The organism is Foliimonas ilicis (assembly GCF_039939195.1).
In the GTDB taxonomy this organism is placed as follows: domain Bacteria; phylum Pseudomonadota; class Alphaproteobacteria; order Rhizobiales; family Rhizobiaceae; genus Foliimonas; species Foliimonas ilicis.
Map to the genome: position 1 here is coordinate 72,766 of NZ_JBDUUH010000018.1, position 12,396 is coordinate 85,161.

Here is a 12,396-nt window from a genome sequence, read left to right on the forward strand (position 1 = left end):
TACAAATGTCCTCTAAGCGTACGAGGCCTTTATCAACCAAAGACAGCAACAGTTGATTTGATGGTAATGCCGCCGAGGGGGCTTCGGCGCATCTGTCGGCCAGTAGCTGCACGAAAGACGCTTATGAGTTGCAGCGCCGGCGGCACACGCGACCAGAGCGTCCGAATAGTTTCGCGTCCGCGCCGCGTTTTGCGAACGGCATTACCTGTGACGACGCGTTGTGACCAGCGAAAGCCGATCTCATGGAAATACAGGTCGGCATGCTGCGGGCTGATATGATGAAAGACGCCAGCGATGGTGCGACGGACGCGAGAGTTGAAACCTTCGGCCGAATTGACGTGGACGGCGTCACGAACATATTCGCCGCTGGAATGCCTCACGGTCTCGTGCTCGACGAAGCTTGTCGGCCAGCATCCGTCTGGGTCTGGCGACAGGCAAAGCGATCAGGTCGTCGACGACCTTGTAGTCGGACACCTCGCCGCCGGTGAGAACGAAGCCAAGAGGGCGCCCCTGACCGTCTGCGCGTGCATGGATTTTGCTCGTAAAGCCGCCGCGGCTTCGACCAAAACCCTCATGAGTCCCCCTTTAGCGCCCGCTGCCTGAGAGTGGCCGCGCACTGTGGTGCTGTCGATCATGTGCTGCCAGTGGTCAGTCAACCCGAACTCTCCTCGGCGCCATGTTGCTTGCGAGTGATGCGCCGGATGTCCTTGATCACCTTCTCGGTAGAAGGCTTCGTCACGTCCGTTTCTGTCTCATCGTCATTCCTTTGACAGGCTACGATGATCCAGAAATCCTCCTCTCTCAATTAGTCCAATTCCGTCTCATTGGTGCTGACGCCGGACACATGGCTCAAAAAATCTGTGTTCTGCATGCAGCTTAACGGGGTGACGTCTGGAGACAAGTTCAGCTTCGCAGCAGATGGCGATATCGGCTGGGTGGCGTTCCTAATCTCCCGCTGAAAGTCCGCGTTAGATGTGCGTGATGAGAAAACCCGGTCATCAGCGCAATCTCTGTTATGGTGAGAGACGTGTCTGCAAGCAGCGCGCGCGCATTTTCGACGCGCTTGTCGATGACATACTGGCCGGGAGTGGTGCCGAAAGCTCGGCGAAAGGCCTTGAGGAACGGCTTGGGCGCCATACCGGTGAGAGAGGCAAGCTCTTCAAGCCGTATGCGCTTGTTCAGCCGGTCCTGAATGTATTCCCGCAGCAGCGCCGCCATGGCGGGCGAGATTGCGGATGCGTCACCGATTTCCAAAGCTTCGCCACCGGCCGAATAGGTGGCGAAGACATGATGGCACAAAGCAGCGACGAGATGTTCGCCGAACATGGTCGAGACGTCGTCCGTCCGCTCGCTCAAATCCGCAAGCCGGCGCATGCACGCAATGATCAGTTCGTCACGTATTCCCAGTAGGGGCGGAATCTCTTCAATAGAAACGGCTTGTCCTGTCAAACGAGACATTGCGTCAGGGGGCAGCCGCATTTCCGCATAGCGAACGGCCGCGCCTCTTGCCTTCGCAGCGTAGGTAGCTGCCGCCGGCACAATCCAGATCTCACCGATCCTGGGCGGCCCAATCTTTACGGGACCATTTTCAACCTCGGATTCGAATGTCGCAAGAGTCCCGTCGAGATGCACGACCAATGAATGAAAATCGGGCTTCAACTGCCATGTCGTCAGTTCGCGAATATCCTCGGTCGCCAGGACGAATTCGATGCCGCGCCAACGAAAGCCATGGCTGTCCAAAGCCTTTCGGCCGGCTATCACCAGGTCGCCACAGCTGCCGAGCTCAATGTTTGTCGATGGCATCGCAAGAATATCCTGCAAGCGAAGAGGAAGATCATGAAAGCGGAGGATTCCACACAGGGTTATAGATGACAATATCAAAGTGTTTGCACCTTTTGGCGAAGCAAACAACGGCGATGTGAGGGGATGCAATATGAACTACAAAATCGCCGTTACGATGTCGGTTGCCGTAGCCGTAGCCGGGTGCGCGCCCAAGGCCGAAAACATAGCAGGCACCTACACGCCGGTGGCCTTGTACGAAAACCTCAGTTGCCAGCAATTGGTGACAGAAGCGCGCATCGTTTCCAACCGGGCTCATGATGCCGTCAGGCTCCAGAACCGTCATCGCGTCGAGGATGAAGTGGCTATCACTGCCGGGGTGATCATTTTCTGGCCTGCACTCTTCTTCACGCACGGGACCGATGCGACGGCGGGACAGGTGGCGCAGCTGAGAGGAGAAATGCAGGCGATCGAAGCGGCATCCGCAGCAAACAACTGCGGGATCGTTTTCAATCGCGCTTGACGAACGGCGATGGTGTCTGTGCCGCAATGAGGAGATTAGCTATGTTCCACGGTATTGTCATTGGTGTTCGCTGGCGGATTGGGTACGCTCGGGACCTTCTCTATAGGCGGCTGAGACCCGGTATTGTCATGATCACGGCGGCGTTTGCGAGCTTTATGCCCTGTGATCCGGCTTCCGCCACCAGCGGTGCTTGCAAAGGAATAGACACGACCCTCACAGAGGCGCGCAAGCATGACTACGCGGCGCTCGTTGCGAACTCCGTGACCGTCAAGATCAAGCCGTCGTCCGTCAATTTCCAGAACTTCATGACAAGCGCGGCATGGAGCGCGGTCTACGCGTCGACCCCGGAAACCGAGCCGGGCGTCTTTTTCTTCGAGGCTGTTGGCGGCCAGAAGCGATTCAAGGATGTCTGGGGTGGCTTCGCTGTCGAGGAAGACAGGCCCGAACTGATCGCGTGGGCCAAGGCTCTCGGGGCACCGGAAAATCTCGCGAAATGCTTTGCCCATGCCGTTATCGACTGAGAGGGACGCAGATAGATGAAAACCGAAAGCAAATATGCCAAGCTTATCGTTCTTGTAACGACTCTCATGCTTGTCGGCTGCACCACCAGCGAACGCGAATGGATCCGGGACGACACGCCGAAATCCGAAGCCGACCAGGCCTTGGCGGAATGCAAGTATCAGGCCGAGGCGGCGACAGTGACCATCGGCTCGAACAACCGGCCGGGGACCTTTGGCGACGCGATTTCAGAGGGCGTGGCCTCCGGCGTGGTGCGCGGCATGGATCAGGCTGAACTGGAAAAATCCTGCATGGAAGCGAAGGGCTTCACGCGGTAGCGTACACAACCGGAATGAGGCGAACATGACGAAGGCGATCCGGATACTCTTTGTCGCGATGCTGGCTGCATCGGCCGGGACCGCGAACACGTATGCGCAAACCGCCGCCGAGGTCGACTCGAGCCTCGACGACCTGTTCGGCGCGCATGCTCCATACCGGCATTTCTTCGAGCAACTGCAGAAGGCGGTGGCGTCGGACGACAAGGCCGCCGTGGCGGCGATGGTCGATTATCCGTTCCAGGCGCGCATCAATGGCAGGGCCGTGAAGCTCAGGGACGCGGCTCACTTCGTCGCCGATTTCGACAAGATTGTCACCTCCAAGGTGAAGCAGGCGATCGCCGGCCAGACCTATGCGACGCTGTTCGCCAACTGGCAGGGCGTTATGATCGGCGACGGTGAACTCTGGTTTTCAGGTGTGGGCGACGGTAATGTCGTCAAGATCACGGCCATCAATGATTGAGCCCTGACCATATCGGCCTTCCTGGAGGCAAACGGCATGCTCTTTGGGAAAGAAGCCCTGAGCTACGGCGGGACCGCGGAGCGGCTTGGGCACATAGGCGATGATGCCGGCTGCCTCGCAAGCTTCTATGTCCTCGATCTTGAAGTAACCGCGGTCGGCGACCGCCCTCGATGCATTCGACACCAAGCGTGTCCATCGCGGCTTCGACCGTAGGCGCCAGAAGGCCCAGGTCGATGACCTGGTTGCTAACCTCCTGCTCGGCGATCAATTTGTGCTTCGTGTCCACGGCAAGCTGGACGTTGTAGCCGACGCCGACCTTCGTCATGCGGGCCATGGCGCGGGCATCAGGGCCGGTCAGCGAGATCTGGTCTTCGCCGGTGCGATCCAGTTCCTCCAGCATAGCCTTGTGCTTGGTGCGCTTGTCCCTGAGCGCCGCGATCTTCTCGGCGAGTTTGCCGCCGGAGCCGCCGCTTTCGCCTTCAACATGCTCCTCCTCGGCATCGCCGTCGTCGAGGCACTTCATGTAATCGGCCAGTTTCTCGTCCGCCTCTCGGATAAACTTCGACAGTGCGGAGCGGGTAAAATTGCGGTCCTTGTTGTTCACCGCCTTGATGCGCGTGCCGTCCACCGCCAGCAACTCCCGCCCGAACAGGTCGAACTGGCGGCACAGGATGACGAACTCGCGAAACACCTTCCTGAAGGCCGAACGGTTGACCCGTCGAAAGGCCGCGATTGTGCGAAAGTCCGGCTTCAGGTGTCGTAGCAGCCAGATCACCTCGATGTTGCGATGGCATTCCGCCTCTGGCCGCCGGCTCGACCGAACGCGGTTGAGATAGCCGTATGTGTACAACTTGAGCAAGTCGGCGGGATCGAAGCCAGGACGGCCGGTATCCTTCGCGTCAACCCGCACGAAGCCGGCAGCCTTGAGATCGAGGCCGTCAACAAAGGCCTCAATAAAGCGGACCGGGTTGTCCAGCCCCACATAATCCTCCACCGCTTCCGGCAAAAGCAGCAGTTGCGAGCGATCCGTTCCTGAAAGATGAGCCATGGCAAATCCTACCACAGCCGCCTATTCTCTGGAATCGCTGAGGGAGTTTTTGGACAGTCTCATGAACACATGCGACGCATCGTAACTTCTGCCGAAATCAAATCAGCTGGAGCTGGTGGGCAGTTCTCGCCGGCCTCGTCGGTAGAGAATCTAGAATGGAAACGCCCTGGATGAGTTCCGGCTGCTCGCCATACGGTCCCGCCGGTCAGGGACGTGCCTTTGTGATTGCGTCGCTCAGCGTCACAAACGATGAGATGGGCGCCGCGATGCGCCAGTGTGTTGGTCTTGCTTGAGTCAGCGCCTGAAACAATGAGACGCGGCTGCGCCGCAATCGCATTGCCTTCCGCCACGCCACATCGACAGCGCGCCACAACTCTGGATTCAAACTATCGAGATAAGCAATGGCAGCAGACAAAGTTCGAATCATTTCCGGCTTTAATTGGGCACCGAACAATTCGCCCTGCATAGGCAGTCAAGAGACGAAAAAGCTCGCTGCCGGGAGGAGGTGGCAGCGAGCTTGATTTCAAAAACGGCGCGGGAGGAGGTGCACCGCTTTCAATATCGGCATCGCATCTGGGAGGAGTAGATGGCCGACAAGTTCATAATAACGAATGGCTCACATATTGCAACGCACAAAATCATACCGCAGTGCGAAATGCGCGACCGACGCACATTGAACTGGTAAGCCGGTACTACTCACTCAACACCTGCGGACACAAGATGGAGTTGCGGCCAGCATATCAGCGCTTCCCTGCCAACATCAGCTAGGTTACAGATCTCACGATCAGCCCGGTGAAACCAGCCATAGACGTTGCGTTGGAGTATCTTCGGAGTGCTGGAGTTCAGATCGCGCGGTCGATCTGATGCGCCGAAACGTCGCGGCAAGCAGAGGCACCGTCCCGTCGACGAACGATAGACGACACCGACTTGACCTCACCAGGTGCCAGTGCCCAGGCAGCAGTCCCCGTGGCTCTCACAGGTTCAGCCTTGATTGTTTAGAAGGAAGTGAACCACGACGGGCAATGGTGGACCTTACGGGCGGGTATACCGTAATCCTGCCTGACCGCCGGGCAATCGTCTTCGTGTTTCTGGTGGAAGAGTTGAAGGTGTGGCAGCGGGAAAGGCTCGTTCTAGGATTCAAGTGCCCCGTCCATGACAGCGGCCGCCGGATGTCGTGGCATGGGACGCTGTCCAACACGACATCAAGGACTACCCGACGACGTGCTCATCCTCGGCAGCCACTATTGCGACACCGACCGGCTGGGTGATTTCGCCTGGGCCAACTTCTCAACACGCCGCCAGGCTCCGCGAGGGTCCAAGCCATCTGCGATTTCGCCCACAACACAACAGTTTCAACTATCGTAGGCGTGTGCGGCACATCTCGCAATCACGCTGTGCTGTGTCGGCGCAAGAACATTCCGGCACGCTACCGCACAGACCATCTCGGCGATATAGCTATTCCGCCCGTCCCGGATCCCATGAACTGCAGCGCCTGGTTCCGGGCTGATCTCGGTGGCAACTAGTACACCGTCGACGCGCAACACAATAAGGCGGGATCGGGAGAATCCGATGGCGACCGGCAGCGGCCCGATTGATGTCCAGCTTTAGCCAGTCGCAGCCGGTCGGTATCGAAGTCGTCACCGACCAGGTTAATTATCGCTGAGGCGCGCTGTCGCCTGTTGCGAGCGTATCGCCCTGAGCAGTCGGCTCTGCTTTAGCCGAAGATTAACGGGTAGCGACGGAATATTTCCGCTATAGTTGGATCAGGCGGATTCCGAGGAGCACGCAAAATGATAGTAAGAGAAATGACGCATGATGAATGCAGTGCGGTGATCGCTGCATCGCGTCTTGCCCGACTGGCTTGCGCGCTGGACAACCAGCCCTATCTGGTCCCTATCCATTATGCATTTGCGGCAGGGGTTCTCTATAGTTTCTCGATGCCCGGACAGAAGATCGACTGGATGCGAAACAATTCCAAGGTCTGCATCCAGATCGACCAATTCGGCGAACCTAGGGAGTGGCGAAGTGTGCTGGTATACGGGGTGTTTGAGGAACTGCCCGACCGGATCGGATGGAAGCACGAGCGTGACCACGCCTGGTCGCTCCTTCAAAAGCACGCCAATTGGTGGGAGCCGGGCGCGCTCAAGCCGGTTTTGGCGCCAGCGGCGGGTACGTCCTCCCATCTGTTCTACCGCATCAAGGCTGAACGCATAACGGGCCGGCAGGCTGTGGATGACACCGCTTTCGCAGACCTATGAACAATCACTTCAATAGCCGGCCTTTCTGCATAATCTGGAGCGTATGTGAGGATCGATCTGGATTTTGACCACATGCGCTCTCGCCGCCCGTTTGATGCGTCTGACAGTGACCGATTCAAATCCCATCCCCGTCGCCGATGGCGTATCCTTCGAATCCGGCCCTGTATCAGCGTTCCACCAATCTGGCGAAAGACCATTGTGTCTCCCTCGGCCCCTTCGAGACAGGCACGGGCAATTGTAGTCTGGGTTTCATTCGCAGGGGTACTCCGTGGCCCGGTGTCGATCCGACAATCACTTCCCCCGCGAGACATTCAAAGAATTCCGCATCGTGCGGTCGGCGAGCGCGGCCAGTTCGGGCACTAGATCAATGCCCGGCTCTGTCAGGACGAGCGTCTGCGCACGACCGTCGTCCGCGCTGGCGTCGCGCGTGATCAGCGACTTCGCCATCAGTCTATCAGCGAGCTTGACCCCCAGCCAGTTGGCAGACGAAATGAACATGACTAGGGGAGCGATTACCATTCGGCCACTGTCACCTACTTGTCATTCTGCTTCGCAGCAAAGGCAAAGCTTTTGCATTGCTCAATGGCCGACGCCTCCGCTTCAGCGTCATAACTGTCCTTGTCATCAACAAATCCGCGGAAAAGTGTTAGCTTTCGGTGGTTGAACCACCTCAATGCCACTCGCATGGCGTCGATCGTATGATACGCACCGATTTCCCGCGGCTTTCTCCGGCGATGCCGATCCGCGAGCCGGTCGCCATGTTTGCGCGCCGGGGCGCCAGCGGCACCAGTGGTCGACGATGCGTCCGTGCTCGTCGGCATCCTTACGGAAAGGACTGCTTTCGGCCGATGCTCAACGCCAGCTACTACCAGCAATGGGATGGCAGCGTTGCGGATTATATGAGCCGCGACGTGCGGACGTTGCCGGTCGATCTGGATTTCGTGTCAGCGGCGGAAGAGTTCCTCGCACGCTCGCATCGCGTCTATCCGGTGAAGCGCGACGGTGAGGTGGTCGGTCTGCTCCACCGTTACGATTTATTGGAGGCGATTCTCTCTGCGTCCGAATTCGCCCAGCAGAGCTCTTGAAATGCTCAACGATCTCGCGACCAATTTCAGCTTGAGGCCCTCGGTGCCGTAACGCATGGCACTATGCGCGACGCGACCGAGGAGCGCGGTCATCTCCCGGCGCGCCCGGCCAGCGGCATAGCCTTCGAGATACTGGTCGCCAGCATACATCAACGCGACGACATTGCCCGCCAGCATCTCGCCAAACGCGAGGCGGCCGACATTGAAAGCGCGGCATCCGAGTCCAGCCCGACGTCGCCGTGCGACAGGCTGCGGACGATCTCTGCGACGAGAACTGCCAGCACCAACGCGGTTGCGACGGCCCATGGCCAGGAATGCCACTCGTGCTCGACACCCATCCAACGGCCCCGATCGCGAGGCCGCCGAGTGCCACGCCGACGAGCGCTCCTCTGAGGGAGACGATCTGCCGCCGCGCGTCAGGCGAGGAGGCATCGGTCACAAGCTCGGCGATCAGTGCGAAAGCAGCACTGGCATCCTCAGGTCCGACAACACGCCTTCCGTTGCGCCGCCGAGAACAAAATCCCTGAGTCGTGAGTGACCGTAGCCTCCCATGACCAGCAGATCCGAACCCGAGCTGATCGCGTGGCGCTGCAGGGTTTCCGCAATCGGACAGTCCTCCGCGCGTACTGCTGAGAAGACGGCCTTGAGCCCGGCTTGGCGCAGACTGTCCGCACGCCGCTCTCCCGCATCGGCCTCGTCGATGGGCTTTTCGTCAGTGACGGTGACAACCGTGATCTCCGTGGCGCGTTCCAGAATGAACCTTGCGTCGGACACAGCGCGGGCCGCGACGCGCGTGCCGTCCCAAGCGATCGACACCCGGCCAAAACTGGCGGGCGGTGCCTGATCGGGCAGAAGGATTGTCGGGCAGCCGGAGCCGAAGACAACGGCCTCAGCCAAAGCGCGGGTGCCGGGGTTGCTGGCGCTCCACCCGACAAGCGCGATGTCGAAATAGCGGGCATGGCGCGCGGCCGTCTCGCCGAGCAGCGCGAGCTGTTCCCTTTCCACGGAGGTCGTCAGCTTCAGGCTTCTGGTTTCCGCTTCGGCTCTCGCCGCGGCCAGAAGTTCGGCGCCGTTGCCCGCGCTGAGTTTCTCGGCGTTCCGGATCATTTCCGGCAGATTTATGAGCATGCGGGAGAACGTGTTCGCGACCGGGGGGAATATCGGCTTCCAGCGCCAGCGCATGGAGATCCGCTTCCAGGAGTTGCGCCGCCGCTAGGGCATTGGCCGCGGCAGCCGTCGTATGCGGGTCCGGATAGGTGAGCAGGGGCACAAGGGCACGAAGCTTCATGATGTATTCCTTCAGGACAGGGACGCTCAGCGCACGACGAGTACGGGAACGGGACTGTGGGCGAGCACTTCCGCGGTCTGGCTGCCTAGAAGCAGGCGGCCGAGGCCGCGGCGGCCGTGCGAGGCCATGACGATGAGGCTGCATCCTTCGGTCTTCGCCGTCTCGACGATGGCTTCCGCGGGTCGCGCGTCGGGCACGTGCAGCACGTCCACGCTGACGCCGATCTTTGCCGCCGCTTCGCGCACCGTCGCCAGGAGCCTGTCCGCCGCCTTCTTCTGCCCTTCATCATACCCGGGAATATCCTCGGGCAGGGGAACCCAGCCGGCGCCGGCCGCGCTCGCATGGAATGGGAAAGGCTCGGAGACCGTAATGACGGTCACTTTCGCCATCAGGCTCTTGGCGAGCGACAGCCCGTGATCAACGCCCCTCTGGGCGACATCGGAGCCGTCGGTCGAGATCAGGATGTGCGTGTACATTCTTGTTGCTCCTTCGATACCCGCCGCACTTCAGAACAAGGCTGCGCAACCGCGGATGGTTCAGCGACCGGGGAGATTTCGCCTGGGCTTCTGATACGTCGCAGCTTTTCAACTCATTTATAAGTCTTCAAGGTCCTTCCGGCTTGATCGAGATCAAAGAAGCCGGATATGTGTCGGGGCACCAGCGTTGCTCTGCGCCGCCGCCAGAAGGGTTCCCATGAGAACTAGTGTTCAATGCTGGAAGTTCGAGCCTGAAGTTCGGCGTTTTCCTGATCGATCCGGGGACTGACGAAGTTTTCAAGGGATCGTTCGAACGTTTCCGCGACGGCCACTTCGACTACAGGTTTAGTCACGGAGCAACGGACGAACGGGCAACCGCACAATGCGGAGATATCGGAAGTGCGGTGGAGCGCGTCCCCGATGTCCTCAAGAGGTTCGGAATGGAAGCCGTGGATGCGATTGGCCATCGCGTCGTCCATGGTGGATCGAAATTTGCCGCTCCGGCAATTCTCGACGACGCCACCGTCAAGGCAATTCAGGACCTGACGCCGCTGGCGCCGCTCCACAATCCCGCCAACGTCGAGGCGATATGATTCTGCCGCGAGCTTTGGCCGGAAATTCCTCAGGTCGCGGTGTTTGATACGAGCTTCCATCTCACCAATCCGGCCTATGCCACGACATATGCCGTCCCCGCACAATGGCGCGAGGCCGGACTTCGCCACTACGGCTTCCACGGCACCTCGCACAGCTACGTGGCGCATCGCGCCGCAACATACCGGCAAACGCATGCCCAAGATCAAAGCGGGCCGCAATCTGATCGTCTTCTACTACCGCAAGGACATTGCGGCGGTGGAAACCGGAATTGAGGACCGAAAAACAGACACAGGCAGAATGAAAATATCCTCACCCGCCCTCACGGCGCTCGACCTCTTGCGCTACCCGCAGGCCGCGGACGGCATCGACAATGTCGCGACAGTCCTTACGGATCTCGGTGAGAACATCTCGCCTCCCCAGTTCGCCGCGCTGTCCGATGCCGCCGAACGGCCGGTCTTGCAGCGTCTTGGCCACTTGCTGGAGCGGCTGGGGCACGCCGGCGACGTCGTCGCGCTCTGGTCGCGGCTACGCCAGATCGACCTTCAAATCTCTGAATGGCACGGCAACAGCGCATATGCCTTCGCCGACCGGTCCTGAAGTTGCTGATTATGTACAGATCTCGCTCGGCCGTGAGGTTGAGTGGCGCGCCGGGCCGATCGTCAACCCGTCATGTCGCGCTTGGAGCGAGCATGAGCTGCTTGATCCGTCATGGATCGACCGTGATGCCAGGTCCGATGATAAGGTGGTCTCGGGTTCCCTCTACCGTCTGCCCAAGCGTGCCAGCAGCAGTGTGGTTCATGTCCGGGCATTCCTCGTGCGGTGCGCCCGTCTCGAGCACGAGAAACGCGAAGAGCGCCGTCCCGAGCTGGAGCAGCGGGTTTGGGACGGCTCCGACGGCACACAAAAGCCCTTCCTCGAATCGCAATCCGACTGGTTCGATTTAGTGCCGCGAAGTGCGCTTCTTTCAGGACTGGGTGGGGGCGTGGAGGGCACGGCTTCCAGATCCCAACACCACGCATCAAACGGCAATAGATGAGAATCTTCGAGACCTCTCCATCTTAAGCGATCCTATCAGAGTTTGGCAGAATCAGCTGGCCTTACTCCCAAAATCGATTGCAAGCTCTATGAGTTTCTTCTGCTGGTGGCTCAGGGCACCCTTGCGATGCGCAATGCCCAAAGTGAAAGACGGTGCCGGCCCGGTGATGCGTCGATATGTGACCAGCGGCCGTTCGTAATGCTGCAGCCGCGAAGCAATGAAGCCAATCCCGAGGTTGCATGCCGCGATGCCAATGATCGACTGTGCGGGACTTGCCTCGATGATATTTTCCGGGCTGAAACCCTCATCCCGGCAAAGGCCAATGATGTGATCATAGAGCTGCGGGCCTATCTGACGGGGAAACAGTATGAATGTTTGCCGGGCAAGATCGCTCATACGCAAGGTCGGCAGTTCGTTTAGCGGGTTCTTGACGGATAAGACGACGTCAAATGGCAGCGTGGCAAGGTCATGGCAGGCCAAGTCTTTGTCGTCGAGCGGCGGATGTACAATGCCGACGTCGATGTCTCCGCGTCGCAGCGCCTCCTCTTGTTCCGAGGTCGACATGGTCCGCACAGCGACGTCGACATTCGGCATCAACTCGGTGAAAGCTGAGACGATCTCCGGCAGTACAATGAAGAGCGCGGGCGTCGTAGCTGCCACCACAATTCGACCAATCGTGCCAGTATCGGCCTGCTTGGCCAAGCGGGACGCATCCTCCATCGAACGCAATATCTTGCGTGCCTCAACAGCAAACACAGCACCCGCACGCGTCAGCGAAACACTGCGCTTGGTCCGATTGACGAGATGAACCTGAAGGTCACTTTCCAGCTGCATTAATTGCTGGCTGAGAGCCGATTGGCTGATGTGGCATCGCGCGGCCGCACGATTGAAATGCAACTCTTCCGCAAGGGCCAGAAATGTGACGAGGCGACGACGATCCATGTTCCAATAATTAGCATATACGATTGAAAGATAAAGATTAATAATTGGACGTTTTTATTTCCTGTGACTTA

The 12,396-nt window shown here is 59.2% G+C and carries 16 protein-coding genes and 5 pseudogenes; 10 read left to right on the plus strand and 11 right to left on the minus strand.

The window, feature by feature from the left end; translation table 11 throughout:
• Window positions 1-32: 32 nt before the first annotated feature.
• The 3 genes and pseudogenes from ABFT80_RS26860 to ABFT80_RS26870 form a co-directional block, all read right to left on the minus strand.
• A pseudogene (locus ABFT80_RS26860) lies at window positions 33-389 on the minus strand (transposase); the annotation flags it as partial.
• Between the two features lie 10 nt (window positions 390-399).
• A pseudogene (locus tag ABFT80_RS28205) lies at window positions 400-665 on the minus strand (transposase); the annotation flags it as partial.
• Between the two features lie 238 nt (window positions 666-903).
• Entirely contained in the window at window positions 904-1,761 is an 858-nt protein-coding gene (locus tag ABFT80_RS26870; RefSeq protein ID WP_347975014.1) for a helix-turn-helix transcriptional regulator, read from the minus strand.
• 172 nt (window positions 1,762-1,933) lie between these two features.
• Between ABFT80_RS26870 and ABFT80_RS26875 the strand changes: the two genes are divergently transcribed.
• The 4 genes from ABFT80_RS26875 to ABFT80_RS26890 are packed head-to-tail and all read left to right on the plus strand — an operon-like array spanning window position 1,934 to window position 3,598.
• Window positions 1,934-2,302, plus strand: a complete 369-nt coding sequence (locus tag ABFT80_RS26875; RefSeq protein ID WP_347975015.1) for a hypothetical protein — start codon at window positions 1,934-1,936, stop codon at window positions 2,300-2,302.
• A gap of 41 nt (window positions 2,303-2,343) precedes the next feature.
• On the plus strand, window positions 2,344-2,823 hold the full coding sequence (locus ABFT80_RS26880) for a hypothetical protein (protein ID WP_347975016.1): 480 nt from the start codon (window positions 2,344-2,346) through the stop codon (window positions 2,821-2,823).
• 15 nt (window positions 2,824-2,838) lie between these two features.
• Window positions 2,839-3,138, plus strand: coding sequence for a hypothetical protein (locus ABFT80_RS26885; RefSeq protein WP_347975017.1), 300 nt, complete (start codon window positions 2,839-2,841; stop codon window positions 3,136-3,138).
• Window positions 3,139-3,163: 25 nt separating this feature from the next.
• Window positions 3,164-3,598 (plus strand): hypothetical protein, encoded by a 435-nt coding sequence (locus tag ABFT80_RS26890; RefSeq protein WP_347975018.1) that lies wholly within the window; start codon window positions 3,164-3,166, stop codon window positions 3,596-3,598.
• Here ABFT80_RS26890 and ABFT80_RS26895 read toward each other — a convergent pair.
• The 3 genes from ABFT80_RS26895 to ABFT80_RS26905 form a co-directional block, all read right to left on the minus strand.
• Window positions 3,588-4,646, minus strand: a complete 1,059-nt coding sequence (locus tag ABFT80_RS26895) for a transposase (protein WP_347975019.1) — start codon at window positions 4,644-4,646, stop codon at window positions 3,588-3,590. The two genes, ABFT80_RS26890 and ABFT80_RS26895, sit on opposite strands and share 11 nt — an antisense overlap.
• Window positions 4,647-4,851: 205 nt before the next feature.
• Complete coding sequence (locus ABFT80_RS26900) at window positions 4,852-5,112, minus strand: hypothetical protein (RefSeq protein ID WP_455190019.1); 261 nt, start codon at window positions 5,110-5,112, stop codon at window positions 4,852-4,854.
• A 230-nt stretch (window positions 5,113-5,342) separates the two neighbouring features.
• Window positions 5,343-5,531: a DUF2161 family putative PD-(D/E)XK-type phosphodiesterase gene (locus ABFT80_RS26905; protein ID WP_347975020.1), complete on the minus strand. Its 189-nt coding sequence runs from the start codon at window positions 5,529-5,531 to the stop codon at window positions 5,343-5,345.
• A 280-nt stretch (window positions 5,532-5,811) separates the two neighbouring features.
• On the opposite strand from ABFT80_RS26905, the pseudogene ABFT80_RS28210 reads away from it, so the two are divergent.
• Window positions 5,812-5,983: pseudogene (locus ABFT80_RS28210) on the plus strand (transglutaminase family protein); the annotation flags it as partial.
• A 453-nt stretch (window positions 5,984-6,436) separates the two neighbouring features.
• The gene (locus ABFT80_RS26915) at window positions 6,437-6,904 is read left to right on the plus strand and encodes a pyridoxamine 5'-phosphate oxidase family protein (protein WP_347975021.1); all 468 of its coding nucleotides are present in this window, start codon (window positions 6,437-6,439) and stop codon (window positions 6,902-6,904) included.
• Window positions 6,905-7,205: 301 nt separating this feature from the next.
• On the opposite strand, the pseudogene ABFT80_RS26920 reads toward ABFT80_RS26915, so the two are convergent.
• Window positions 7,206-7,369 (minus strand): annotated as a pseudogene (locus ABFT80_RS26920) (MarR family transcriptional regulator); the annotation flags it as partial.
• Window positions 7,370-7,602: 233 nt separating this feature from the next.
• Between ABFT80_RS26920 and ABFT80_RS26925 the strand changes: the two are divergent.
• The gene (locus tag ABFT80_RS26925; RefSeq protein WP_347975023.1) at window positions 7,603-7,989 is read left to right on the plus strand and encodes a CBS domain-containing protein; all 387 of its coding nucleotides are present in this window, start codon (window positions 7,603-7,605) and stop codon (window positions 7,987-7,989) included.
• 149 nt (window positions 7,990-8,138) lie between these two features.
• On the opposite strand, the gene ABFT80_RS26930 is transcribed toward ABFT80_RS26925, so the two are convergent.
• The 3 genes from ABFT80_RS26930 to ABFT80_RS26940 form a co-directional block, all read right to left on the minus strand.
• Window positions 8,139-8,327 carry a hypothetical protein gene (locus tag ABFT80_RS26930; protein ID WP_347975024.1) on the minus strand — a complete coding sequence of 63 codons (189 nt, stop codon included), beginning with the start codon at window positions 8,325-8,327 and terminating at the stop codon, window positions 8,139-8,141.
• Window positions 8,328-8,439: 112 nt separating this feature from the next.
• Window positions 8,440-9,171 (minus strand): universal stress protein, encoded by a 732-nt coding sequence (locus ABFT80_RS26935; protein WP_347975025.1) that lies wholly within the window; start codon window positions 9,169-9,171, stop codon window positions 8,440-8,442.
• A gap of 132 nt (window positions 9,172-9,303) precedes the next feature.
• Window positions 9,304-9,753 (minus strand): universal stress protein, encoded by a 450-nt coding sequence (locus ABFT80_RS26940; protein ID WP_347975026.1) that lies wholly within the window; start codon window positions 9,751-9,753, stop codon window positions 9,304-9,306.
• Between the two features lie 227 nt (window positions 9,754-9,980).
• Between ABFT80_RS26940 and ABFT80_RS26945 the strand changes: the two are divergent.
• The 3 genes and pseudogenes from ABFT80_RS26945 to ABFT80_RS26955 all read left to right on the plus strand — a co-directional run bounded on the left by ABFT80_RS26945 (window position 9,981) and on the right by ABFT80_RS26955 (window position 11,383).
• Window positions 9,981-10,619 (plus strand): annotated as a pseudogene (locus ABFT80_RS26945) (hypothetical protein).
• Window positions 10,540-10,944, plus strand: coding sequence for a type IV toxin-antitoxin system AbiEi family antitoxin (locus ABFT80_RS26950; protein WP_347975027.1), 405 nt, complete (start codon window positions 10,540-10,542; stop codon window positions 10,942-10,944). The pseudogene ABFT80_RS26945 and the gene ABFT80_RS26950 overlap by 80 nt, the downstream one beginning before the upstream one ends.
• A complete protein-coding gene (locus ABFT80_RS26955) occupies window positions 10,922-11,383 on the plus strand; it encodes a hypothetical protein (protein WP_347975028.1) in 462 nt (153 codons plus the stop codon). The genes ABFT80_RS26950 and ABFT80_RS26955 overlap by 23 nt, the downstream gene beginning before the upstream one ends.
• Window positions 11,384-11,434: 51 nt before the next feature.
• Here ABFT80_RS26955 and ABFT80_RS26960 read toward each other — a convergent pair whose 3' ends face one another.
• Window positions 11,435-12,325, minus strand: a complete 891-nt coding sequence (locus tag ABFT80_RS26960) for a LysR family transcriptional regulator (protein WP_347975029.1) — start codon at window positions 12,323-12,325, stop codon at window positions 11,435-11,437.
• Window positions 12,326-12,396: the final 71 nt, after the last annotated feature.

Bases quoted from the DNA above. Each gene is read 5' to 3' on its own strand.
- ABFT80_RS26875 (WP_347975015.1), top strand. From the start codon at position 1,934: ATGAACTACAAAATCGCCGTTACGATGTCGGTTGCCGTAGCCGTAGCC.
- ABFT80_RS26880 (WP_347975016.1), top strand. From the start codon at position 2,344: ATGTTCCACGGTATTGTCATTGGTGTTCGCTGGCGGATTGGGTACGCT.
- ABFT80_RS26885 (WP_347975017.1), top strand. From the start codon at position 2,839: ATGAAAACCGAAAGCAAATATGCCAAGCTTATCGTTCTTGTAACGACT.
- ABFT80_RS26890 (WP_347975018.1), top strand. From the start codon at position 3,164: ATGACGAAGGCGATCCGGATACTCTTTGTCGCGATGCTGGCTGCATCG.
- ABFT80_RS26895 (WP_347975019.1), bottom strand. From the start codon at position 4,646: ATGGCTCATCTTTCAGGAACGGATCGCTCGCAACTGCTGCTTTTGCCG.
- ABFT80_RS26900 (WP_455190019.1), bottom strand. From the start codon at position 5,112: ATGCAGGGCGAATTGTTCGGTGCCCAATTAAAGCCGGAAATGATTCGA.
- ABFT80_RS26915 (WP_347975021.1), top strand. From the start codon at position 6,437: ATGATAGTAAGAGAAATGACGCATGATGAATGCAGTGCGGTGATCGCT.
- ABFT80_RS26925 (WP_347975023.1), top strand. From the start codon at position 7,603: ATGATACGCACCGATTTCCCGCGGCTTTCTCCGGCGATGCCGATCCGC.
- ABFT80_RS26930 (WP_347975024.1), bottom strand. From the start codon at position 8,327: ATGGGTGTCGAGCACGAGTGGCATTCCTGGCCATGGGCCGTCGCAACC.
- ABFT80_RS26935 (WP_347975025.1), bottom strand. From the start codon at position 9,171: ATGCGCTGGCGCTGGAAGCCGATATTCCCCCCGGTCGCGAACACGTTC.
- ABFT80_RS26940 (WP_347975026.1), bottom strand. From the start codon at position 9,753: ATGTACACGCACATCCTGATCTCGACCGACGGCTCCGATGTCGCCCAG.
- ABFT80_RS26950 (WP_347975027.1), top strand. From the start codon at position 10,540: ATGCCCAAGATCAAAGCGGGCCGCAATCTGATCGTCTTCTACTACCGC.
- ABFT80_RS26955 (WP_347975028.1), top strand. From the start codon at position 10,922: ATGCCTTCGCCGACCGGTCCTGAAGTTGCTGATTATGTACAGATCTCG.
- ABFT80_RS26960 (WP_347975029.1), bottom strand. From the start codon at position 12,325: ATGGATCGTCGTCGCCTCGTCACATTTCTGGCCCTTGCGGAAGAGTTG.